We start from the raw sequence: 21,478 nt of genomic DNA on the forward strand, positions 1-21,478 counted from the left end.
CACGCCGATGCGACGTCTCAACACCGCTCAGCGGCAGACCAGCGCGGTCCGCCTTGTATGCCTTGGTTCAGCTGCCGGAGGTCATGTAGGCGGTGAGGATGTAGTTGGGGTGTCGGTCGAGGTTGTTGCGGGCTTGGTCGTAGCGCATGGTGGTGCGGGGGTCTGCGTGGCGGGCGGCGATCTGCACGTCGCGCAGGTCGACGCCGGCGTCGAGCATCGTGGTGATAAAGGTGTGGCGGAGCATGTGCGGGTGCATCCGCGGCAACCGGACAACGGATTGGGTCGCCAGCCGCCGCAGCCGCCGGGTGGCGGCATGCCGATCCATCCGAGCCCCGCGGGTGTTGAGCAGGATCGGCCCGCTGGTCCGGTCGCCGATGGCGCGGTCGATCGCTCTGCCGACCGCCGGTGGCAGAGGTACCAGCACGATCCGGGTGCCCTTGCCGACCACGCGCAGGACTCGGTGGCCATGTTCCTCGCCCAGGTCGTCGATGTCGGCCTGAGTGGCCTCGAAGATCCGCAGCCCGAGCAAGCCGAGCATCGCGACCAGCGCGAAGTCGTTCGGGTTGGCCGATGCGCGTGCGGCAGACAGCAGGGCTTCGAACTGCAGATGTGACAGTCCGAGCGTGGGCGATTCGGGCGGGACGTTGGGGCGGCGGACATGGTCGGCCGGTGAGTGTTCGAGGATTCCGTCGATTACGGAGGTCCGGTAGATACCCGCCACCACCGACAGCCGCCGGGACACGGTTGAGGGCCGGAACCGGCGGACTTCCTGCAGCCATCGCACGTACATCTCCACATGCGCGCGCCGTACCGCCAAGGGGTCCAGGTGCTGTTCGGCGCGCCAGGCCAGGTAGATCCGCAGATCCGACTCGGTGTGCATGCGCGAGTCACCCGGGTACCGAGCCAAGTAGGCGATGGTCGCCAACCACAGGACATCCTGACGTGCACTCCTGGCGCTGGTTGTTGCTCCCAGAAGTTCATCGAACGAAGTCATACCTGCGACGCTGCGCCCGCATGAGGCGCAGCACCAGACCGACCACGCGGCATGCGCGGATATGGTGCGCGGCTCACTCAGCGGCTCCATCTACGACTCGGATGGTTGAAGGGCTACGGTCCTTGGATGACCTGGTTGAGCGATACCCGGAACGCCTACGACGCCATCGCGGCCGGCTATGCCGACGAGACCCGTGACCTGCTCGACAGGTTGCTCCACGTTCGCGCAGGGGTTGCGCTGTTCGCCGACCTGGTCCGCGCGATCAACGGCGGGCCCGTCGCCGACGTGGGCTGCGGGCCGGGCCACACCACCGCGCTTCTACGGGATCTGGGCGTGGACGCGTTCGGCATCGACCTGTCACCCGCGATGATCGAGATCGCCCGCCGCGAGCACCCCGACGCGCGGTTCGAGGTCGGTTCGATGACCGACCTGAAGCTCGCCGACGACTCTCTCGCCGGTGTGCTCGCCTGGTGGTCGCTGATCTACATCCCCGACGAAGCGGTGCCAGACGTGCTCAGACAGTTCCACCGGGTGCTGCAGCCGGGCGGGGTGCTGGCCGTGGGATTCCACGTAGGCGACGCATCAATACTCGAAACAACCGGCGACGGCGACCAGTCGACACAGATGTACGTGTACCACCGCCAACCGTCCCGCGTAGCCGACTGGCTGCGCGAGGCGGGCTTCACCATAGAAGCACAACACCTGCTGAATCCCGACCAAGCCAAACCGGGCGCAATCCTGTTCGCCCGCCGGCCCGCGGCATCACCCCGGTAACCCCCGCCAGCCGGGCTCGCCCGCCTGCCAATCAGCGCGTCCGACGGGCGGCACGAGAGTGCGTTCCCACCGCTTTGGGAACTTTCCCCTCACACGCCACCAGGCGATCATGTCGCCCCAGGTGAGTCCCTCGCTGAGGGTGAGCTGCCGGTCATAGACCAGGCAGACCTCTTCGTTCTCGACGATGTCGATCTGGTTGTTGAGCGCGTCGCGCAGGACGATTCGGAGCTTGTTAGCGGTGGAGGTAAAGATGATGTTCTTCAGCTCGTCCACGCCAGTCGTGCCCCTGGAGGTGTGCGTGCAATTCGGTGATCCCGAGCCTTGTCAGCGCGTAGGCCGCGTTCAGTCCTCGACATCGTTCAACGGCACCTTGCGGAGGGCCTCGGCAAGCTCGATCTCGAAGAACTGCTCGTCCCGCTGCCAGTAGAGGAAGTCATTCGGCTGTACGCCGTGATTATCGCCGCAGACACCGACAGACAGGTCCTAGCGACAGAGGTCTTCTCAGCTTCCCTCGCCCGCCATATCGCCTCATCGTGGCCGTACCGCCTCATGAGACATCACATTGCGTTTCGGCTGGCGCTTGCCGAACGTGGCCCAGCTCGTCCAAGAGCGAACGGGCACCCGGCGCTTCGTGCTGCATCTGGAACGCCCGGCGCGGCAAGGCCCGCACTGCGACGGTTGTTGTCGTACGAGACCTGTGCTTGTTGATGACCTTTTCGCCTGGGACTCGGAAGGGCTGATCGGCGATCTCCCGCCTTGAGCTTCTTTGCTTTTGTTGGCATTGCCGGATCGGCGGTGGCGTTTGCCGAGGTTGCGAACGCGTCAATGAGCATGGTCCCGAGACATGATGCACCGATTACCTGCCGGCGCTCTGTCGTAGCGGTCTCCGGAGCATTAAGAGTTGCTTAGTCCGCCGGTACGGAACCACTGAGATAATTCAGATCGCGGCCTTGGGAAGCTTCAACCAAGTGCGCATCCTCCAGTAGCGGGTCAGCCCATCGGCGGGGTTGTATTGCTGGGGCTGCTTCCCATCGGGAAGGCCCCTCCCTCCGATTGTTGGGAGATCGTTGCTGTCGGGCGATGCGGGTGTCAGCGCAGCACCCCGGGCGTTATCTGTCCGTCCGCTGGCGACTTGAACGACAATTCTCAGAGCCGCTAGCAGCTCCTGGCGGCATCCATTGACTCAGCTCAGCCGAATCTGCCGCTCGCCAGCGCGCCCGCCACCGGCCTGGGCTGCGCAACCACGCCGTCCCCTCACCCGAGATCACCGTTGCCGCCAGCTGCTCCAGCCCAGCAGCCCGTTGCGCCCTCAATGTGCTGGCATCCCCACACGCCGCGAAGCGATACTTCCCCGCGGCGACGAACCCCCCAGTGACCGCGCATCACGCACCGCGTGCTTCCGGGCCCTGCCCCGGACCACCAGATATCCCGGCCACCTGCACCGACTCCGCATGAGCCCGACAGAGCATTAGGCACAGACACTTTGTGGTGCAGCGGACCAATCTGCGGTCACGGTCTGTCCTTGAGGGGTGACAGGGAGAGTGGTCCTGTCGGTGATTGGGTAGCTCACGGCACCTCGGCGACTTCGCGATGAACGATCCCGATGACTTTGGACGATCGCATCACCGAATATGTCGGCAGTTACTCGTCCGGCACGGTTCAGATACAAGACTGGAGCGATGCAAGACGGCTGATGCGAATAATAATCTGGCCAGGTTCACAGTGCGGCCACATCGGGGGCGAGCAAAGACTGGACAAATTCCTCACTGGAAGGAATATGGAGAGGTGTGTCGAGCAGCGAGGTGGATCACCTCATGACCAATGGATGGAGTGAGCGCTCCCCGCCTGCCTGGTCGCGATTTGCGCGTCGGCGAAAGGCACGGCGTGTGATGGACAGGTCACCTGGGAGTCCTGGGTGACATCAGCCGTGGACGCGCGCCTACCACGGCAGAAGACTGTGACGTCGGCGGGTATCGGCAGCACGAAGTCGCCTGTTCGACGTCTGGTATCAGTTCAGAAAGGTGAAGTCATGCACACTTACGAGCGCCCGACCCTTACCCCGGCCGGCTCATTCTTCCGGAAGACCGGCCTTGTGGGCCGTCCGCCGCGTGACTCCCTGGGCGGTCGGCAGGCCCTCTGAGGGTGAATAGCGCGCCCACGTTCCCGGATTCGGGAACGTCCGGTTGACGGCCGAGACGCCGAAGCCGGGAATGGCCGGGTGGCGGCGGCCTGGCCGCCGCCACCCGGGACCCGGCCCACAAGCACGGCGACGATCGAAGGAGGGCTCTCATGAACGGCGCCCCTGCCCGTTCCTGGTTCGTGGTCCTGCCCGACAATGGCTCGGCCGAGCAGGTCGCGGGCAGGCTGGGTGATCTGGCCGCCCGGCGGATCTCGCATGCCTCGGGCCGGGCGTGGCTGCTGGGCTGCTGGGATGAAGCTGAGGTGACTGAAGGCCAGGCCGGGCCCACCAGGGTCGTGCTGATCGGTCAGCACGCGGCCACCGCCGAGGACCTCACCCGTGCCGCCGGGCGCATCCGTACGGTTTCCGACGCCGACCGGCTGGCGCGCAGGCTGACAGGCGCGTCGCACCTGCTCGTCTCGGCCGGGGGCTTGAGTCGCGTGCAGGGAACGATCAGCAGCGTTCGCCGGGTGTTCCACGCCGTGGTCGACGGCGTCACCGTGGCCGCCGACCAGGCCCACGTACTCGGCGGGCTGCTCGGCGGGGAGATCGACGAGGAGGCCCTCGCGCTGCATCTGCTGGACCCCAACATCCTGTACCCGCTCGCCGGGCGGCCGGTGTGGCGAGGCGTGCAGGTGCTTCCCGGTGACCGGTACCTGGTCCTGGAGGGGAGCCAGCCGGTCCGGCAGGTCCGCTGGTGGGAGGTGCCCGAGCCGGTGGTGCCGATGTCGCAGGGCGCGGTGGCGTTGCGCGAGGCCCTGTCGACCGCGGTCGAGGCCCGTACGCGGGGTCGTGACCTGGTGAGCAGTGACCTGGGCGGGTTGGACTCCACCGCGGTTTGCTCCCTGGCCGCGCGCGGTGAGGCCCCGTTGGTCGCCTACACGGCCGCGAGCATCGATCCACACGCCGACGACGTGCACTGGTCACACATCACGGTGGCCGGGCTCGGCAACGTCGAGCACCACATCGTTCCGGCGGAGGAGATGCCGTTGGTCTACCACGGTCTGCTCGGCAGGGAGGACCTGGACGGCCGGCTCGACGAGCCCTGCCCGTTGGCGGTAGATCGTGACAGGGTCCTCGTGATCGCCCGGCGGGCCGCTGAGCGGGGCTCCCGGCTGCACCTGGCGGGCCTGGGCGGGGACGAGATGCTGTACGGCTCGGTGGCGCATTTGCATGCGATGCTGCGCCGCCAACCACGGCTCGCCTGGCGGCACCTACGGGGGTTCTCCGCCAAGTACCGGTGGCCACGGGGCCGCGTGCTCCGGCAACTCCTCGACAACAGCGCCTACCACGTATGGCTGGGCCGGGTGGCCGACAGGCTCACCGAACCACAGCCCGGGGTGGACGAGCCGCTGTTCGACTGGGGCTTCGAGCCCCGGCTGCCGCCGTGGACAGCACCGGACACCGTCGCGAGCGTACGCGCGCTGATCCGCGAGGAGGCGCACCGGGGAACGCCGCCCTTGGCCGGCACCCATGGGCAACACCGCGAACTGGAATCGATCCGGTTCGTCTCGCGGATCGCCCGCCAGCTCGGCCAGATGGTCGCCGACTTCGGGATCGCCTACGGCACCCCGTACTACGACGATCGGGCGCTGGAGGCGGCGCTGTCCGTACGCCCGCAGGAACGCGTATCGCCGTGGCGTTACAAACCACTGATCCTTGAGGCGATGCGCGGCATCGTCCCCGAGGAGAGCCGCGTCCGCCAGACCAAGGCCGCCGGCACCTGCGACGAGGATCCGGGCCTGCGCAGGCATCGCGCCGAGCTGCTGGAGCTGTGGGAGGACTCGCGGCTGCACCGGCTGGGTCTGATCGACGCGTCCGCTGTCCGGACGGCGTCGACCCGGCCGCAGCCCCTCGAAGAGGTCGGTGAGATCTACCAGACCGTCGCGTGCGAGCTGTGGCTGCGCGCGCACATGTCTCTCATCTCCAGTCCAGGGAGGTCCGATGGCAGTCAGACTGCGTGACGGGGTGTCCGTCGCCGAGGTCGAGCACGGGTTCGCTCTGCTCGACGAGAGGAGCGGGGAGTACTGGACGCTGAACCCCACCGGTTCGGTCATCCTCAGCACGCTGCTGGACGGCGGGACCTACGAGCAGGCGGCCCGGCACCTCGCCGACCAGTACGCGATCGCCGTCGAAACCGTGACCGGAGACGTCCGGCAGCTGGTCGACGATCTGGAGTCGGCAGGGCTCATCGACGATGACGGCCGACAAGGAGAAGCCCGATGAGCATGCCCGAGGCCGTTCAGTACCATCCTCACGCGGTGCCTCTGCGCCGTCGGACGATGACTCGCCTCGCGGTGGGCGTGGCGAGGTTGCTCGCCCGCCAGAGTCCGCACCGCATCCGTGCGGTACTCGGCCTACTGCGGCGCGGTACTCGCCCGGCCACCTTCGACGAGGCGGCCGCCGCCCGCAACGACGTCGTCGCCGTGAGCCTGGCCTGCGCCGGCCCCAAGGGATGCCTGGCCCGCTCGCTTGCGACGGTTCTGCTGTGCCGCGTACGCGGAACCTGGCCCACCTGGTGCGTGGGGGTCCGCCGGATCGCCCCATTCGGCGCGCACGCCTGGGTCGAGGCCGAGGGCGCCATGGTCGGCGAGGACTTCCCATCCGACTATTTCCGTACCTTTTTCACCGTCCCCTGACCTATGCGCGATGTCTTGCGGGTGCTGCGCGGATACCGGCGGCGGCTGTTGGGCGCGATCACTCTGGCGCTGGCCGCCTCGGCGCTCGGCCTGGTGCAACCGCTGCTGGTCAAGCATCTGATCGAGGCGGCGGGCGCCGGGCCGGTCCCGTGGGCCGCATTGGGCCTGCTGGTCGCCGTGTTCGCCGTGCAGGCCGCCGTCCAGGCCGCCGGCCGGTACGCGCTGGCCCGGACCAGCGAACGCATCATCCTCGGCATCCGGCTGAACCTCATCGATCACCTGCTGCGGCTCCGGATCCACACCTACGACGATCACCGCATCGGCGACCTGATCTCCCGCGCCGGCACCGACAGCGCCGCGCTGCGCCAGGTGATCGCCGAGGGCTTCTCCCACGCCGTGATCGGAGCCATCGGCGCCACCGGGGCCATCGCGATGCTGATCTGGCTGGACTGGGTCCTGGTCCTGGTCATCGTCGTACTGGTCACGCTCGGCGGGTTGATCGCCACACCGGTGCTGCGCGCGATGCGCGCGGTGTCGCTGCACAGCCAGCGGTCCGTCGGCGCGATGACCGCCGACCTGGAACGCGCGCTCAGCGCGATCCGTACCGTCCGCGCCAGCCGGGCAGAGCAACGCGAGTCTGCCCGCATCGCCGTCCAGGCCAACGCCGCCTACTCGGCTCGGGTGCAGATGGCCAAGATGGACGCCGTCGTCGGGCCGGCCGGAGAGCTGGCCGTCAAGGGCTCGTTCCTGGTGGTCCTGCTCATCGGCGGCATCCGGGTGGCCGACGGCAGCAGCTCGGTGGCCGAACTCATCGCCTTCCTGCTCTACATGATCTACCTGATCGAGCCGGTCAACTCGCTCTTCCTGGCCGCCAGCGAGATCCAGCAGGGCACCGGCGCGCTGCGCCGGATCGACGAGGCGCTCGCACTGCCACGCGAGACTCCGCAGCCGTCAGCACCCTCGGCCGAACCCCCGGCCACGAGCAACGGCACCGTCCTGGAGTTCCGGGACGTCTGGTTCGGCTACGACTCGCGGCGGCCAGTGCTCTGCGGCGTGTCATTCACGGTCCCTGAGCGCAGCCACGTCGCGTTGATCGGCCGTTCGGGCGCGGGCAAGTCCACCATCTTCGCGCTGGCAGAACGCTTCTACGACCCCGACCGCGGCCGAATCCTCTTCCACGGCCACGACGTACGGCTCCTCGACCGCGGCCACTACCGCACCGGCATCGGGCTGGTCGAACAGCACTCACCGATCCTGCACGGCACGCTGCGCGATAACCTCACCTACACCGCCCCGGAAGCCACCGACGACGACCTGCACCGGGTCATTGCACTGGCCAGCCTCACCGACCTGGTGGAACGGCTACCCCACGGGCTCGACACCCAGGTCGGCGAACACGGCGGGCGCCTGTCCGGCGGCGAGCGCCAGCGCATCGCGATCGCCCGCGCGTTGCTCACCCGACCCAGCCTGCTGCTTCTCGACGAGCCGACCGCCCACCTGGACCCGGCGAACGAAGCCGCCCTCAGCCGGACCCTCCGCCAGATCACCCGGGAATGCGCACTGCTGGTCATCGCCCACCGCCCAGCCACCATCCGCGAAGCGGACCACATCCTGACCTTGGACGGCGGCACCATCTCCACCCAGGACACCCCGCCTCGATCCCAGCGGCGTCTGGAGACAGGAACGCCGTAGCCCTCCAAACCGCAGTTGGAGGGGCAACGTATTGACCGTCACCATGACCGGCACCGCCGCAGCAAACTCAATAACCTGCTCGCCGCGACGGTCTTTCGGTTCCTCGGGATTCTCTCGGTGACCATCCCGGGCCTCGGCGACTTCGACCGCCGCGGCTCGTTGTCGCACAAGTGCTGCAACCGGCCTGCTCGACTGGTCGGTTCGACGGCTCGGCGGAAAGTTCAGAGTTTGAAGAGTCTGGCGTACGGTTCGGTGATCCGCATCTTCTGGGGACCGAAGTCGATGACGACCGCCTGGTGCTCGACCTTCAGGACGCGCCCGAGGCCGTACTTGTCATGGGTTACCAGCTCACCCGACGCGAACTCCTCAAAGACCGGGGCGGGCGGGCGTTTGAAGGGGCTGGTGGGCAGATGCCGCCGCGTGGCGGCCCGGGAGGTTCTCATCCCTCACAGTATGCGCCCCGTGATGGCGGTCGGGACGAAATTCTCTCTGTCTTTCGCGGAGTCACACCGCTCACCAGGCGATTCCCGCCCCTCCAGCCACCCGCATGCTATGCTGGGGATCAGTTGCGGTTCCCATAGACATTTTGTGCGCGCCTGACGGTCCCTGCCTCAGGCGCCTTTTTGTTGTTCTGGATCTTCCGGATGGGCCATCGCGGCGCCCGGTCCTGCACGGTGCACGGCCGGGATCCGACCAGAAGGAGATCACCATGGCCACCGGCACCGTCAAGTGGTTCAACGCGGAAAAGGGCTTCGGCTTCATCGAGCAGGACGGCGGCGGCGCCGACGTCTTCGCTCACTTCTCCAACATCGCGGCCCAGGGCTTCCGTGAGCTCCAGGAAGGCCAGAAGGTGACGTTCGACGTCACCCAGGGTCAGAAGGGCCCCCAGGCGGAGAACATCGTTCCCGCCTGAGCATCGCGCTGACGGCGTCGCGGCGGGCGTGGTATTGGACCACCCCGTCGCGGACGTCGCCTAATGCGGCGGCACCACGATCGGTGCCGTATTTCACCAGGCCGGGCGCATACCTGTCGCCCGCCGTCTTCCGGTTCGTTCTTGAGAAATCTCCGCTCGTCTTCGTGACCCGGGGCCCTCCTCGATACGCGCCGATTCGAGGAAGGTTCCACAGACATGTCCCGTAACACCCGACGGCCCGTACGCGGCCGTTCATCCCGAACCACCGATCACCGTACGGCGCCGATTCGGCCGAGCGGTGAGTTCACGCTTCCGAAGACATCCACACCATCTCTGCCCCCGATCTCGGCGTTCGGTGATCTGGACATGCCTTCGGCACTGCTGACGACGCTGGCCCGTCATGGGGTGACCACTCCGTTCCCCATCCAGGCCGCGACACTGCCGAACACCTTGAACGGCCGGGACGTTCTCGGCCGCGGCCGCACCGGCTCGGGCAAGACCCTCGCCTTCGGCCTCCCGCTGCTCGCCCGCACCGCGGGCAGCCGCGCTGAACCGCGACGCCCTCTCGCCTTGGTCCTCGTCCCGACCCGGGAACTCGCCCAGCAGGTCACCGACGCCCTCACCCCGTATGCCGAAGCCGTGGGACTGCGGCTGACCACGGTGGTCGGGGGCATGTCACTGCCCCGGCAGGCGAACGCGCTCAAACGCGGCACCGAGGTCCTGATCGCCACGCCGGGCCGCCTTGCGGACCTGATCGACCGCGGTGACTGCCGGCTCGACAAGGTGGCGATCACCGTGCTGGACGAAGCCGATCAGATGGCCGACATGGGCTTCCTGCCTCAGGTCACCGCTCTCCTCGAGCAGGTCGCGCCCGGCGGTCAACAGATGATGTTCTCCGCAACGCTCGACCGCAACATCGACCGCCTGGTGCGCCGGTTCCTCAACGACCCGGTGACCCACTCGGTCGACCCCTCGGCCGGAGCGGTCACCACCATGGACCACCACCTGCTCCACGTCGCCGACGCCGACAAGCACGACACCACCGCGCACATCGCCGCCCGCGACGGCAGGGTCCTCATGTTCGTCGCCATGAAGCACGGCGCCGACCGGCTCGTCCGCAAGCTGGCATCCCAGGGTGTCCGCGCCGGCGCGCTGCACGGCGGCAAGTCCCAGTCCCAGCGCAACCGCGTTCTGCACGGTTTCCGCACTGGAGAGGTCGATGTCCTGGTCGCCACCGACGTCGCCGCCCGCGGCATCCACATCGACGACCTCGACCTCGTCGTCAATGTCGACCCGCCCGCCGACCACAAGGACTACCTTCACCGCGGCGGCCGCACCGCCCGCGCCGGACGGCCCGGCACCGTGGTCACTCTGGTTCTTCCCTCCCAGCGTCACGACATGAACCGTCTGATGACCACGGCCGGCATCGTTCCGCGCACCACCAGCGTGCGCCCGGGCGACACCGAACTGGCTCGCATCACCGGCGCCCGTACCCCTTCCCACACCGCCGCCGGAACCTCCCCCGCGAGGACGGACCGCCCGCGGACACGCCGCGCCACCCCCGCGGTGCCCGCCACACACGGCAGGGGCGTCGAACGGCATCGTCCCGCTTCCTCTGCACGTCCCGCACGACGTGCAACGCCCTCACGGAACACCTGACACCCTCAGGCACGCCTGCGCGAGCGTTGACGGCCTCCAGGGAACCCCAGCGACGGAGTCCACACCTCGGCCCGCGCAGGTGCCGTACGGCCACCCTCGTAAAACTGGATCAGAACAGCTCCCTGAAGTGAGATGCCCCTGAGGAGGAGCCGGCACTTCGGAGATCAGATCTGCTCGCGTCGCTTCTTCCATTCGGCGACGACGGCCTGGACGTGTTTGCGGATGTCGTCACTGCGGTCCGCGCTGCCGTTGACGTCACGGCACGCCTGGCCGTACTCGGCCCACAGGGCATCGTCGGCGAGGCGAAACTTCCGTTGTGGGCTGCCTGCTGTAGGCATGTCAGCCGCCCAGCTTCACGACCAGCGAACGCAGATGAGGCGTTGCGGCGTTATCCTGGCCGCGCTTCACCCATGCTGCGATGTGTTCGCTGACCAGCTGGGCGAGACTCGTACGCTCGTCGTCGCTGAGCTCAACCGTGGTCGTGGTGCTGGTCCGGCAGTCGTAAGCCCTGAAGAGGATGTCTCCGACTGCCTGTTCGGCCGCGGGGGGCTTGCGGTTGTGCTGAGCATGCCAACCGGCACTGTTGTTGACGACGCCCCACCCATGCAGGGCTTCGTAGTTGGTGAGTTCGAGCCTCATAGGGCCGGCACCTCTCCTCCCAGGGTGTGGCCACACCCTACGCCGGTGTGGCCGCACACGTCGAGGGGGAACCCCTTGTATCCCTCCCTCAACCCACTCTGCTCCGGTGGCACGAACAGCCGACCGGGGCCAGCGAGCCCCCTCACGCTCACCGTGCCCCAGCCTCAAGGGCCGCCATGTCTCCGCCCGCCGCGCCGGGCGGAGACGAAAGCGGTCAGCTGCGAACCCATTGCCGCGGCCAGGGCGGTCCGCGGCCGGTGTGGGGAGTCGGCCCGCGCCACGTTGCGCGCCACCATGCAGGATCTGCTCCGGATGCTGACCGTCTCACATGGCTTGACCGCTCCGCCGGGCGATTCGGGCTCGTGACCACCAGCGTGGCCAGGGCCCCGGCCGGTGGGGGCCGGTCACGCCTACCCGCACAGGGCCGGGTCCGCGAGGGCGAAGACTTCCTGTAGTTCCGCTTCGTTCAGCAGCGGGTCGAGCGCATCGTTGTCGTCGTAGCGGCCGGTGGCAGCGTCGTACAGATCGCTCACCACCGGGATCGGTTCGGCCGGAGCGGCGTGCGCCGGGCTGGCCAGCGCGGCCAGAGAGCCAGCGCGGCGGTAGCGGTGGCGGTGGCCGCGCGGCCAGGCCACGCCGGACAGGGGCAGCCGATTCTGTCCCGGTGGCGGCACCGGCGTAGGTGTGCTCGCCGAGGCTGATCATGTATGTGCGTCCCCTGACCGACGTGCGGCGGCTGACCTTCCGCCCCGCCCTGGCGCTGCGGCATCCGGCCGCCGACGCGGTCCGCCTGGCCGCGCCCCGAAGGACGGCGCCGCATATCCACCAGCGTCTGCGGCGCGTGGTCGCGACGGTTCGGTGTCCTTGGTAGTGGCCCGGGGCTGGCTCTGTAACAGTGCAGGTGGCTCTGGAGGTTTGCCGTGTGCAGCGCCGCCGCGACCCGCATGCTGGAAGACGTGACAGGTGCCGACGCTTATGACCCCCGGCAAGACCATGAGCGCAACAGGTTCAATGAGAGGGGCGCTCGGGCGTTGTTCGAGATCCCCGATCTAGCTAGAGCCGTCGTTCAGCGCGTGGACGCCAACGGCGGAAACCGCCCCAAAATCTCCAGCATTCTGCTCGACAACGCCACGATCGACCACGCCCTGTGCTACTTCGAAAGCGCGGGCGCGCAACCGTCGGGCGAGGGGCAACCTGCGCGGCCACGGCTCATGATGCTCGCGGTCGCGGAACTGGTGAACGCCTTCGTCCTCTACGAACAGGTGCTGACGGGCCCGGAAGCCGGCACCAATTCGTACACGCGGGAGGTGGGGCCGGGCGGCGTGTCCAGAGGGTCCTACTCCCGGATACTGGGAGACGCCGCGGGCGTCATCGAGGTCGCCACGGAGAAGATGGCCTGGCCCGAGGTACTCGCCCTGCTCGGACTCGCCCGGGCGACCTCCATGGCCGCCGTCCGCGGCCAGGGGCAGATCAACGCGTTCAATGGCCAGAGCCAAGTCGACACGGTCAGTGTCCTTCTGGACCTGCCGCTGGATCCAGACCGGGTCTTCGCCGCCCTCGAGCGCCTGACCCCCCGCGTGGCAGTCCAGTCCCCGCACAAGATGTACGCGATCGCCCGCGACCGCAATTACTATCCCCGCAATTTCGCGACCCTGCTTCTCACACGGAGCCGGACGGAGGTAACGTCGCCCGGCGAGTCGCCTGAACGGTTCGCCGCGCAACTGATCTACCGCACGCAGGTGTATTCACTCCTGGCCGACATGCTCGGCTGTCCGTATAGCGCGGACGCGCTCCGCACCGAGTTGGTCAAGCCCCGGAGGTCCTCCGGGTTCGCCGAACGGGTTGCGGTGCTGGTCGGCGACGCCGAGGCCGAGGGCGACCACCAGATCAACCGGATGCTCGGCTACGAGGCGTTCAAAGTCCGGATCCCGCTCGTCCTGAAGTACGTGCTCGGCCGCGCCAGCCGGCCCGGCGAGGTCCTGGAGATCACTCTGGAGACGAGAGACAGCCGCCAGGCCCGCAGGTTCCGCGAGTACTGCGCGCGCGTCGACGCCGCCATCGCCGAAGGCAAGCGGGCCGACGTCGTCCGCGCCTGCCAGGAGCTGTCGGCCTATGGCGTCCGGTTCGAGAGCGAGCTGGCCGAGGGCCGCACGACCCGGGACCAGATGGTGGGAGCGGCCAAAGACCTGGTCAGTATCGGCTCGCCGATGATCGGAGCGCTCATCCCCGGTGCGGCCGTAGCCAGCAGCCTGGTCGGCGGCTGGGTCAGGCGCCGCCGTTACGCCCTGATCGAGCAGATGGTCAACGCACCGCGCACCCTCAACGACATCGAGCAGGAGTTCGCCCACCTCTGGCCGCACCTGTGAAGCTCCAATGGCGGCCTGTCCCACCGGTCCTTCTCCACCAGGGGCGCCGCTGGTGCAGACGGTCCGGCCGATCGAGGCGCTGCACAGCATGACCGGGGCTGCGCACCTTGCTGTCGCCCGGTCGATCCGCCGGCTCGGCCGCTCGATGGGACTGGGCCGGTTGCCCAGTCCTCGCAGCAGCGGCCCGGGCGGATGGCGAACGAGCATCGAAGAGTACGAGTTTCACGGATACCCGTCCACCTCCGCGCGTTCCACCCTCAGCCCTTGTCTGCCTGCTCGCATGCGGTCGAGCAGTGGTCGCCACTGCCGGTCCACAGCGGCGCGCCGCTGAACGCGCACGCGCCGCTGTTGGCAGCTGCCCTACGGGTCGTGCGCGTGGGCCGAGGAGACCCTCACTTCCTGGCGTCGCCTTCCAGCCGGTGGGGGTCGGTTGACGGGCGTGGGTGTCACGACACCGAGACAGCCCTAGGACGGCGCCATGACGCCCCGGTAGTGGACTCGTGTACGTATCCGATCAACCAGAACGGAGTCATCACATGAGGAAGCTCATCACGGTCGCCGTCTCGGCGGCCGTTCTCGGCGGTGTCGCCCTGACCGGCGGGACGGCGGCCGCCGCAGCCACCTCCGCCGAGGGGCCTGCCAAGGCATCGGCCGATGCCAGCACTTCCACCACAGCCGCAGCCAGGTGCAAATGGGGAGCCAATCCCCCGTACATCAGTGGTCGCACAGTGAACGCCACCGCCTGGTCATCCGGCTGCAAGCGTTCAACGAAATACACGGGGGTGCTCCAGCGCAAGCGCTGGTACGGGTGGCAGCAACTCGATACCGAGGGGTGGTGGGGCAGCGGAGCCGCGTCCCTGAGCAGGGGATGCAAGAAGGGCTCTACCTACACCTACCGGGTCCACATGGTGACGTGGCCGGCCGGCACCCCCAAGGACAGCCCGAAACGCAGACTCAAGTGCCGCTGATGAACGGCTGAGCATTCGACGGGGCGAGGGATCACCGAACCGGCGGTGGCCCCTCGTCCCGCACGACGCGAACACGTCCGACACCGGCCGCCCGCAAGGAGTCCCAACGCAGCTTCATCGGCACGTCACCGGGTCGACGAACCCATACGCCGAGCTACGCCCTTGCCGGGCGGTTTAGCGTGACCCGCTTCTGGGGCGGCTGGCAAGCCGCGCGTAGGCTGCGCGGATCTGCTGCTCGGCTCCCGCTGCCGCCGGGGCCGGTGCTGGCACGGGCGCGGAGGTGGTGGCGGGCGGCGTCGTATGGCGCGGCCGGCCGCGAGTTCGTCGCCCTCCAAGTTAGCCAGGCGAGTGCGCGCTGCCTCCAGGGGGCGCTGGGACTATCCGCCCGAGGTTTCACGCTAAGGATCGCTCGTCGGTGGTCGCGAGTAGCGTGCGGGCATGGCCATCACCAACAGCTGGAAAGACTTCGCCGCCGTCCGCCAGTCGGCCGAGCCGATGACCGCAGAATGAACGCTCGCGGGTGAGGGCGCGCCCAGCCGCTAGGCCGGGCGAGTGGAGAGGCGGCCGGACCTTCCCGCTCAAGGCTCGACGACCCGGGATGGTTCTGGGGTTGCTAGGTTCCTCCTCCAGAGGCCGGCCGTGCAGCGCCCAGCTGCGCGAGCGCCCCCTTCACGACGTTCATCGCGCTGGCCAGGGGAATTTCAACAGGTTCGAGGCTCCCCTGCACGATCAGCTGGTGCGGGTCCGCAGTGACGAGGCCGAGTAGCTCCCAACTGCCCGTTTCGATTTGGAGCAGCGTGTCCTCCTCCGGCACGAAGGCGCGGCGTCGATCTGCCCGAGGGCCATAACCCGCGCCTGGTGGTCGGTGACACCGAAATTGGCCAAGTCGGCTTCCTCGCCGAATCGGATGATGGCTGCGGAGCCAGCGACGCCTCCCCGACCCACAAGGGCCGCAGATGGACACCAGCCGTGGCATCCGTTCCCAGCGCGGGACAGGCGGGCTGCGCCGTCAGCTGCCTCTGGAGGGAGAGCGATCGCCGCGCGGTCGAGGTCAGTGGTGGAGGAGCCACCAGATGCGGTCGTACGCGGCCAGGTGGTAGACCGCGAGGGCGACCAGGAACGTGATCGCCGTGCGGCGGAACCCGGCCGCGAAGAAGGCCGCCGCTCCGCCTCCGAAGACGGCGAGTTCGAGGACGAGCCGCACGGGGCCGGGGGTGTCGACGTCGGTCTCGCCGGAGCGTGACTCGTCGCCGGGGGCGCGACGGCGGTCAGGATGCGCCAGTGGCCGGGAGTCTTGCGCCATGCCCAGAGCGCGTACCCGGCCAGGGCGAGAAGTTCGAAGGCGAAGCGCAGGAGCAGCATCGCGGGGTTGAGGAAGAGCCCTCCGGCGATCATCGGGAGGATCCTTCCCGGCGGGCGACGCGCGTGACGACGGCTTCCCGGGACTTCCTGGAGCCCTTCGGCCACACGTAGCTGCCGGGGAAGCGGCGTTCGAGTCGCAGGGACGCGACGGTGAAGCGGCAGACCAGTTCCTTGACCAAAGCGCCGAGCCGGCCGGGCAGGATCAGTTCGATGGGAGAGTCGTCGGATCGGACGGCCTGGATGACGCCGTCGCGGCGTCCCAGGCTGATGCACTGGATGAAGTACCGGAACCGGAAGTCCTCGGCCGTACGGCCCCGGGCGCGGGCGTTGATGACGTCGGCGGCGTGCGCGGCGATCGGCATGCCGACCGCGCAGGACATGCGGGAGACGTCCGCGCCGGGGATGTCGACCGCCGCCGCGTCGCCGACGGCGTACACGTCGGGATGCGACACCGACCGCAGCGTGCCGTCCACCAGCATCCGGCCGCGGGCGTCCACGGCCAGCCCGGCCTTCGCGGCCAGCGGGGGCACGGCGAACGAGCCCGCCCAAACGATCACGTCGGCGGTGACCTCCCCACGGCCGGTGCGCAGCAGGCCCGGCTGGACGGCCTCGACCCGGGCGCCGTTGAGCGCGGTGATGCCGAACCTGGTCAGCGCCTCCTCGATGTGCGCGCGCGCCCTGGCGGAGAGGGTGGCGCCGGGTTCGGTGCCGCTGACCAGGCGGACGCGCCATGCCGGGTACGTCTCGGCGATCTCGGTCGCCAGCTCGATGCCGGTCAGCCCGCCGCCGACGACGGCCACATCACCGCTTCCGGACGCCAGCCGCGCGCGCAACTCCCCGGCCTGCTCGACCGTGCTCGCGTGTTCGGCCACGCCGGGCACGCTCAGATCGGTGCGGCTGCCCAGGGCGTACACCAGCGTGTCGTAGCCGAACTCGCGCCCGTCGGCCGTCCGTACGATCTTCGTCGCAGGGTCGAGGGCGGTCACCCGCGCGGTGACCGTGGTGATCCCGGTGCCGCGGGTCAGCTCGGCCAGCGGGACCGTCACGCTCTGCCGCCCGGCCACCAGCTCGTGCAGCCTGATGCGCTGGGTGAAGTGCGCGTCAGCGCTGATCAGGGTGACCCGATGCCGCCGGTCGAGCCGCAGTGCCGTCGTCATGCCCGCGTACCCGGCCCCGATGACCACGATGTCCATGTCCGCCTCCTGATCGGTCGTCACAAGGAGGACCGGTCCGCGCGGCGAAGTGTCTGCGTGAGGTGCGTCACAAATGGCGGAGCTTGTCGGGGTTGCGGATGACGTCCACCTCGGTCACCCGGCCGTCGGAGACGGTGAAGCCCAGCACGCTGTCGACGGCACCGGCCGCGTTGCGGATCACGACCCCGGGCGCGCCGTTGACCTCACGGAACTCCGCCGACATCCCGTCGAACCACCGTTCGACCATGCCCAGCACGAGCGCGGCGACCCTGCCGGCGCCGCGGACGGGCACGAGCGCCGCGGTGACCACGCCGCCGCCGTCCGCGCGCCACACCACGTCCGGGTCGAGCACCGAGACCAGCGCCGGCAGATCACCGGTGGTCGCGGCGGTGGCGAACGCCTCCACCACCTTCACCTGCACGGAACGGTCGAGCGTACGGCGCGGCGCGTACTCCTGCACGCGCCGCCGGGCCTTCGACGCGAGCTGCCGCACCGCGCCGGGCGTCCGGCCGACGATCTCCGCGATCTCCTCGAACGTGAGCGCGAAGACGTCGTGCAGGACCAGCGAGGTCCGTTCGGCCGGCGAGAGCCGTTCCATGACGGCGAGGAGGGCGAGCCCGACCGACTCGTCCATGGTCGCCCGTTCCTCCGGCCCCGGCTCCTGGACCACCGGCTCCGGGAGCCACTCGCCGATGTAGGACTCCCGGGCCGAACGCGCCGAGGAGAGCATGTCGTAGCAGACCCGGCTCACGATCGTCGTGAGGTATGCACGGGCGTCGTCGACGTCTTCCCGGTCGACCCCCCGCCAGCGCAGCCACGCCTCCTGGACCGCGTCGTCGGCCTCGGAGACGGTCCCGAGGATCCTGTACGCGACGCCCCACAGATGGCCGCGATGGTCGCCGAACTCCCCGGCCTCGCTCATGCCGACGACATTATCGGCACTCCGCGTACCCGGATGACCCTTTTCGATCACCGAATACTCAGTCCCGGACGGGCACCCGCATACGCTGGCCTTTCCGCGGGAGTCCGCCGTGTCCGCGCCACCCACCTCGGCGTCAGCTCCTTCGGGCAGAGCGGCGACCTGCACGATCGGCCGCCACCGGGTCGGCGGGCAGGGCGCCTGGACCCGACCAGCGCGCCCCCATCCCGCCGAGCCGGTAACGCGGTGGACGGCGGGGATATCGGCCTGCGGAGCAGGACCAGGCGATGTGGCCAGCGTTGGAATTCACCGTTCGACCGAATCAGCTGCGGGGCCGGAGGCGATGGATTCAGGGCACGAGGACGATCTTGCCGATGTGTTCGCCGGCGTCCAGAGCTCTATGTGCCGCCTCGGCTTCGGTCAACGGGTAGCGCGCACCGATGACGGGGGCGATCTTCCTGCCGGCCGCGAACTGCAGGACGAGTTCTTGCTCGCGGCGGGTGGAGGCGCGGGTGCCCAGGATGTCGAGGTGCTTGGCGAAGATCTCACCGATGTGGATTTCGGCGGTCCGGCCGCCCATCACCGCGGCCAGCACGATCCGGCCACCGAGTCTGGCGGCTTTGATCGCCAGAGCGACCATGGGGCCGCCGACGTTGTCGAGGACCACATCGACTCCGGCGCCGCCGGTATGCGTGCGGATCTTGTCGAGGATGTCGGTGTCTTTGTAGTTAAGCGCGATGTCGGCGCCAGCGGCCAGAAGCGCGTCACGTTTGCCGGGGGAGCCGGTGAGGGCGATGATCTGCCGGGCTCCGGCCAGTTTGGACAGTTGGAGCGCGGCGGTGCCCATGCCGCCGGATGCTCCGGTGACCAGGACGATGTCACCGGGCTGGACTCTGGCGCGGGCGTTGACCATGTGCAGAACGGTGCCGTAGGACCACAGCACGCAGGCCAGCGTCTCGAAGTCGACGCCGTCGGGCGCCTGCAGCAAGCCGTGCTGCGGGGCGGTGACGTACTCGGCGTAGCCGCCGAAGCGCTGGTGGCCGGGTAGTTCGGTGTCCTGGCACAGGTTGTCGTCACCACGGCGGCAGGAGGCGCAGCGGCCGCAGGCCGGGCAAGTCATCACCACGACGCGGTCACCGACGGCGAAGTGCTCAACGTTGTCGCCGATCGCGGCGACCTCACCGGCGGCCTCGCGGCCGAGCTGGAAGGGCAGCGGCAGCGCCGGCACGCCCGGGCGGGGCTGGACGATGCCTTTGCGGTAGCCGGCGTCCCACCAGTTGACCGAGGTGGCGCGGACTCTGACGAGGACCTCGCCAACTGCGGGGGCGGGCACCGGCACCCGCTCGACTTTGAGTACCTCGGGGCCACCGTGCTCGTAGATACGCACGGCCGTCATCTCGCTCATGAACTACTCCTGACATTAGGGACATGTGTCCTGTATTTTGCATATGTGCAGGCAGGGGACGGGAGAGTGGGAAATGTGGAAGCGCGAGATGGTTTAGAACGCGGCAGTCGGCGAGGTCTCGGGCCACTCCCCTGTCGCTGCGGATCGCAGGAGGGCGGCGGCAAGCCTGGCCGCGGCCAGACCGTCATCGAATGTGGGCATCACGCCGCCGACACCGCGCACACGGCGTGGACGTCGTGCGCGCAGGCCTCAAACCGCCGCCCGCAGGGAGGCGCCGCCTAGGGTCGCGTCGACCCGCTGGTTGTCGTCGTACTGTTTCAGCAGCCAGGCCCACAGACAGCCGCCGAGGATCAGGCGCAGGCCGCCCGATGCACCGACGAGTGGGGCGCACGCCGCGCGTCCTGGCGCCGACGAGCCCAGCGCGCAGCCGCCAGGGGGCGCCACGCTGCGGGGCACCGCCCGCGGATGGGCTCATGCGTCCTCCACCTGGGGTTCCAGCAGGTGACTCCAGGTCTCCAGGTGATCGGCCGACAGCAGCCCATCGACGGCGGTCAGTGCGGCACCGACCATGCCGGCGCGGTCGGCGTGTGCCGAGATCACGACCGCCAGGTCGCGGGTGGCCAGGGGCAATGACCGTTCGTAGACGACCTTGCGCAGGGAGGGCAGCAGCAGGTCACCGGCCAGGGAGACGCCGCCGCCGATGACGATCAGGGAGGGGTTGAAGACGTTGACGAGGCTGGCCAGCGCGTGCCCGAGGTGGTGACCGGCGGAGGCCAGCAGTTCGATGCCGGCGGTGTCGCCTGCGGCCGCGGCTTCGCTGATGTCGGCTGCGGTGAGCTGCCGGCCCTCAGCGGCGCGGCGCGCCAGCTCGGGGCTTTCGCCGCTTTCGGCGAGCGCGGCCGCTTCGCGGGCCAGCGCCATCCCGCTGGCGTAGCTCTGCAGGCAGCCGACCTTGCCGCACCGGCAGGTCCGGGTGGAGTGCGGATCGATGCACAGGTGGGCGATGTCGCCCGCGCAGCCCTGGGCGCCGCGATGCAGGCGACCCGCCGACACCAGCCCGGCACCGATCCCGGTCCCGACCTTGACGTAGATGAAGTCGTCGCGGCCCTGGGCAAGGCCGGTGCGCAGTTCGCCGAGGGCCATCGCGTTGACCTCGTTGTCCACCCAGACGCTGACGTTGAAGCGGGCGGTGAGGCGTTCGCGGACCGGGTAGTTGTCCCAGCCCGACAGTATCGGCGGCGAGACGGGGCGGCCGCTGCTGAACTCGACCGGGCAGGGAAGGCCGACCCCGATACCCACCAGCGGTGCCCGGTCGGGCATCGCGGCCAGGATCTGGTCGATCATCCGCTCGAGTTCGTCAAAGGTGGCATCTGGGCCGTTGGTGCTGCGCCAGGGCCGTTCATCGATCTGCAGCGGTTCGCCGCTGAGGTCGGTCAGGGCCACGGCCAGGCTGGTGACGCCGACCTCCACGCCCAGAACGGTGCCCGCCTCGTGCCGGAAGCGCAGCTCACGCGGGGCGCGACCGCCGGTCGACCGGCCTTTGCCCCGGTGGGCCAGGAGCCCGGTCCGTACCAGCTGGCTGATGCGCTGTGCGACGACCGTGCGTCCCATGCCGGTCGCGTCGCACAGGTCGTTGGTGGTGGTCAGGGCGTGTGAGCGGACCAGGTCCACCAGCGTCGCCGCCAGGTCCGCTGATGCAGGTCGCTGAGGCCGCGGCGAGGGGGGCGGCACAGCTCCGCGGGCCATCGTGGGGGGTTTCAACCACGGTTCCTTTCG

General features: G+C 69.0%; 22 protein-coding genes. 10 read left to right on the top strand and 12 right to left on the bottom strand.

Annotated features, from left to right (window positions below; genetic code table 11):
* Positions 1 to 67 precede the first annotated feature (67 nt).
* Positions 68 to 907, bottom strand: coding sequence for a tyrosine-type recombinase/integrase (locus ABD333_RS35840; RefSeq protein ID WP_344547015.1), 840 nt, complete (start codon positions 905 to 907; stop codon positions 68 to 70).
* Positions 908 to 1,120: 213 nt separating this feature from the next.
* Between ABD333_RS35840 and ABD333_RS35845 the strand changes: the two genes are divergently transcribed.
* Positions 1,121 to 1,768: a class I SAM-dependent DNA methyltransferase gene (locus tag ABD333_RS35845; RefSeq protein ID WP_344547016.1), complete on the top strand. Its 648-nt coding sequence runs from the start codon at positions 1,121 to 1,123 to the stop codon at positions 1,766 to 1,768.
* Here ABD333_RS35845 and ABD333_RS35850 read toward each other — a convergent pair.
* Entirely contained in the window at positions 1,757 to 2,041 is a 285-nt protein-coding gene (locus tag ABD333_RS35850; protein ID WP_344547017.1) for a hypothetical protein, read from the bottom strand. The genes ABD333_RS35845 and ABD333_RS35850 overlap by 12 nt on opposite strands.
* A gap of 1,756 nt (positions 2,042 to 3,797) precedes the next feature.
* Here ABD333_RS35850 and ABD333_RS47660 point away from each other — a divergent pair.
* The 5 genes from ABD333_RS47660 (at position 3,798) to ABD333_RS35870 (ending at position 8,278) form a co-directional block, all read left to right on the top strand.
* Complete coding sequence (locus ABD333_RS47660) at positions 3,798 to 3,908, top strand: keywimysin-related RiPP (RefSeq protein WP_410557084.1); 111 nt, start codon at positions 3,798 to 3,800, stop codon at positions 3,906 to 3,908.
* 149 nt (positions 3,909 to 4,057) lie between these two features.
* Positions 4,058 to 5,911 (top strand): asparagine synthase-related protein, encoded by a 1,854-nt coding sequence (locus ABD333_RS35855; protein WP_344547018.1) that lies wholly within the window; start codon positions 4,058 to 4,060, stop codon positions 5,909 to 5,911.
* A complete protein-coding gene (locus tag ABD333_RS35860; protein WP_344547019.1) occupies positions 5,892 to 6,173 on the top strand; it encodes a lasso peptide biosynthesis PqqD family chaperone in 282 nt (93 codons plus the stop codon). The genes ABD333_RS35855 and ABD333_RS35860 overlap by 20 nt, the downstream gene beginning before the upstream one ends.
* Positions 6,170 to 6,586, top strand: coding sequence for a lasso peptide biosynthesis B2 protein (locus tag ABD333_RS35865; protein WP_344547020.1), 417 nt, complete (start codon positions 6,170 to 6,172; stop codon positions 6,584 to 6,586). The genes ABD333_RS35860 and ABD333_RS35865 overlap by 4 nt, the downstream gene beginning before the upstream one ends.
* Positions 6,587 to 6,589: 3 nt before the next feature.
* On the top strand, positions 6,590 to 8,278 hold the full coding sequence (locus ABD333_RS35870) for an ABC transporter ATP-binding protein (protein ID WP_344547021.1): 1,689 nt from the start codon (positions 6,590 to 6,592) through the stop codon (positions 8,276 to 8,278).
* A 221-nt stretch (positions 8,279 to 8,499) separates the two neighbouring features.
* Here the strand turns inward: ABD333_RS35870 and ABD333_RS35875 are convergent, their stop codons facing one another.
* Entirely contained in the window at positions 8,500 to 8,721 is a 222-nt protein-coding gene (locus ABD333_RS35875) for a hypothetical protein (protein WP_344547022.1), read from the bottom strand.
* Positions 8,722 to 8,987: 266 nt separating this feature from the next.
* Between ABD333_RS35875 and ABD333_RS35880 the strand changes: the two genes are divergently transcribed.
* Together ABD333_RS35880 and ABD333_RS35885 are read left to right on the top strand one after the other, a co-directional pair.
* The gene (locus ABD333_RS35880; protein WP_344547023.1) at positions 8,988 to 9,191 is read left to right on the top strand and encodes a cold-shock protein; all 204 of its coding nucleotides are present in this window, start codon (positions 8,988 to 8,990) and stop codon (positions 9,189 to 9,191) included.
* 216 nt (positions 9,192 to 9,407) lie between these two features.
* Complete coding sequence (locus ABD333_RS35885; RefSeq protein ID WP_344547024.1) at positions 9,408 to 10,850, top strand: DEAD/DEAH box helicase; 1,443 nt, start codon at positions 9,408 to 9,410, stop codon at positions 10,848 to 10,850.
* Positions 10,851 to 11,014: 164 nt separating this feature from the next.
* Here the strand turns inward: ABD333_RS35885 and ABD333_RS35890 are convergent, their stop codons facing one another.
* The 3 genes from ABD333_RS35890 to ABD333_RS35900 form a co-directional block, all read right to left on the bottom strand.
* Positions 11,015 to 11,188 carry a hypothetical protein gene (locus ABD333_RS35890; RefSeq protein WP_344547025.1) on the bottom strand — a complete coding sequence of 58 codons (174 nt, stop codon included), beginning with the start codon at positions 11,186 to 11,188 and terminating at the stop codon, positions 11,015 to 11,017.
* Position 11,189: 1 nt separating this feature from the next.
* Entirely contained in the window at positions 11,190 to 11,489 is a 300-nt protein-coding gene (locus tag ABD333_RS35895; protein ID WP_344547026.1) for a hypothetical protein, read from the bottom strand.
* Positions 11,490 to 11,899: 410 nt separating this feature from the next.
* Positions 11,900 to 12,124: a hypothetical protein gene (locus tag ABD333_RS35900; protein ID WP_344547027.1), complete on the bottom strand. Its 225-nt coding sequence runs from the start codon at positions 12,122 to 12,124 to the stop codon at positions 11,900 to 11,902.
* Between the two features lie 309 nt (positions 12,125 to 12,433).
* Here ABD333_RS35900 and ABD333_RS35905 point away from each other — a divergent pair, with 309 nt between their 5' ends.
* Together ABD333_RS35905 and ABD333_RS35910 are read left to right on the top strand one after the other, a co-directional pair.
* Positions 12,434 to 13,855, top strand: a complete 1,422-nt coding sequence (locus tag ABD333_RS35905; RefSeq protein ID WP_344547028.1) for a hypothetical protein — start codon at positions 12,434 to 12,436, stop codon at positions 13,853 to 13,855.
* Positions 13,856 to 14,391: 536 nt separating this feature from the next.
* Positions 14,392 to 14,823, top strand: a complete 432-nt coding sequence (locus ABD333_RS35910) for a hypothetical protein (RefSeq protein ID WP_344547029.1) — start codon at positions 14,392 to 14,394, stop codon at positions 14,821 to 14,823.
* 613 nt (positions 14,824 to 15,436) lie between these two features.
* Here ABD333_RS35910 and ABD333_RS35915 read toward each other — a convergent pair.
* From ABD333_RS35915 to ABD333_RS35940, 6 genes are all read right to left on the bottom strand, one after another.
* Entirely contained in the window at positions 15,437 to 15,637 is a 201-nt protein-coding gene (locus tag ABD333_RS35915; RefSeq protein ID WP_344547030.1) for a hypothetical protein, read from the bottom strand.
* 237 nt (positions 15,638 to 15,874) lie between these two features.
* The gene (locus ABD333_RS35920; protein ID WP_344547031.1) at positions 15,875 to 16,126 is read right to left on the bottom strand and encodes a DUF2568 domain-containing protein; all 252 of its coding nucleotides are present in this window, start codon (positions 16,124 to 16,126) and stop codon (positions 15,875 to 15,877) included.
* A gap of 88 nt (positions 16,127 to 16,214) precedes the next feature.
* Complete coding sequence (locus tag ABD333_RS35925) at positions 16,215 to 17,378, bottom strand: NAD(P)/FAD-dependent oxidoreductase (protein ID WP_344547032.1); 1,164 nt, start codon at positions 17,376 to 17,378, stop codon at positions 16,215 to 16,217.
* Positions 17,379 to 17,445: 67 nt separating this feature from the next.
* Positions 17,446 to 18,300 carry an RNA polymerase sigma factor SigJ gene (sigJ, locus tag ABD333_RS35930; protein WP_344547033.1) on the bottom strand — a complete coding sequence of 285 codons (855 nt, stop codon included), beginning with the start codon at positions 18,298 to 18,300 and terminating at the stop codon, positions 17,446 to 17,448.
* A 346-nt stretch (positions 18,301 to 18,646) separates the two neighbouring features.
* The gene (locus tag ABD333_RS35935; protein ID WP_344547034.1) at positions 18,647 to 19,702 is read right to left on the bottom strand and encodes a quinone oxidoreductase family protein; all 1,056 of its coding nucleotides are present in this window, start codon (positions 19,700 to 19,702) and stop codon (positions 18,647 to 18,649) included.
* Positions 19,703 to 20,173: 471 nt separating this feature from the next.
* Positions 20,174 to 21,463 carry an ROK family protein gene (locus ABD333_RS35940; protein WP_344547035.1) on the bottom strand — a complete coding sequence of 430 codons (1,290 nt, stop codon included), beginning with the start codon at positions 21,461 to 21,463 and terminating at the stop codon, positions 20,174 to 20,176.
* Between the last annotated feature and the right edge of the window lie 15 nt (positions 21,464 to 21,478).

Origin of the sequence: Actinomadura fulvescens (genome assembly GCF_039533225.1) — a bacterium.
Classification (GTDB): domain Bacteria; phylum Actinomycetota; class Actinomycetes; order Streptosporangiales; family Streptosporangiaceae; genus Spirillospora; species Spirillospora fulvescens.

Coding starts and splice junctions, on each gene's coding strand:
- ABD333_RS35845 (WP_344547016.1), top strand. CDS start 1,121: ATGACCTGGTTGAGCGATACCCGGAACGCCTACGACGCCATCGCGGCC.
- ABD333_RS47660 (WP_410557084.1), top strand. CDS start 3,798: ATGCACACTTACGAGCGCCCGACCCTTACCCCGGCCGGCTCATTCTTC.
- ABD333_RS35855 (WP_344547018.1), top strand. CDS start 4,058: ATGAACGGCGCCCCTGCCCGTTCCTGGTTCGTGGTCCTGCCCGACAAT.
- ABD333_RS35860 (WP_344547019.1), top strand. CDS start 5,892: ATGGCAGTCAGACTGCGTGACGGGGTGTCCGTCGCCGAGGTCGAGCAC.
- ABD333_RS35865 (WP_344547020.1), top strand. CDS start 6,170: ATGAGCATGCCCGAGGCCGTTCAGTACCATCCTCACGCGGTGCCTCTG.
- ABD333_RS35870 (WP_344547021.1), top strand. CDS start 6,590: ATGCGCGATGTCTTGCGGGTGCTGCGCGGATACCGGCGGCGGCTGTTG.
- ABD333_RS35875 (WP_344547022.1), bottom strand. CDS start 8,721: ATGAGAACCTCCCGGGCCGCCACGCGGCGGCATCTGCCCACCAGCCCC.
- ABD333_RS35880 (WP_344547023.1), top strand. CDS start 8,988: ATGGCCACCGGCACCGTCAAGTGGTTCAACGCGGAAAAGGGCTTCGGC.
- ABD333_RS35885 (WP_344547024.1), top strand. CDS start 9,408: ATGTCCCGTAACACCCGACGGCCCGTACGCGGCCGTTCATCCCGAACC.
- ABD333_RS35890 (WP_344547025.1), bottom strand. CDS start 11,188: ATGCCTACAGCAGGCAGCCCACAACGGAAGTTTCGCCTCGCCGACGAT.
- ABD333_RS35895 (WP_344547026.1), bottom strand. CDS start 11,489: ATGAGGCTCGAACTCACCAACTACGAAGCCCTGCATGGGTGGGGCGTC.
- ABD333_RS35905 (WP_344547028.1), top strand. CDS start 12,434: ATGCTGGAAGACGTGACAGGTGCCGACGCTTATGACCCCCGGCAAGAC.
- ABD333_RS35910 (WP_344547029.1), top strand. CDS start 14,392: ATGAGGAAGCTCATCACGGTCGCCGTCTCGGCGGCCGTTCTCGGCGGT.
- ABD333_RS35920 (WP_344547031.1), bottom strand. CDS start 16,126: ATGGCGCAAGACTCCCGGCCACTGGCGCATCCTGACCGCCGTCGCGCC.
- ABD333_RS35925 (WP_344547032.1), bottom strand. CDS start 17,378: ATGGACATCGTGGTCATCGGGGCCGGGTACGCGGGCATGACGACGGCA.
- sigJ (WP_344547033.1), bottom strand. CDS start 18,300: ATGAGCGAGGCCGGGGAGTTCGGCGACCATCGCGGCCATCTGTGGGGC.
- ABD333_RS35935 (WP_344547034.1), bottom strand. CDS start 19,702: ATGAGCGAGATGACGGCCGTGCGTATCTACGAGCACGGTGGCCCCGAG.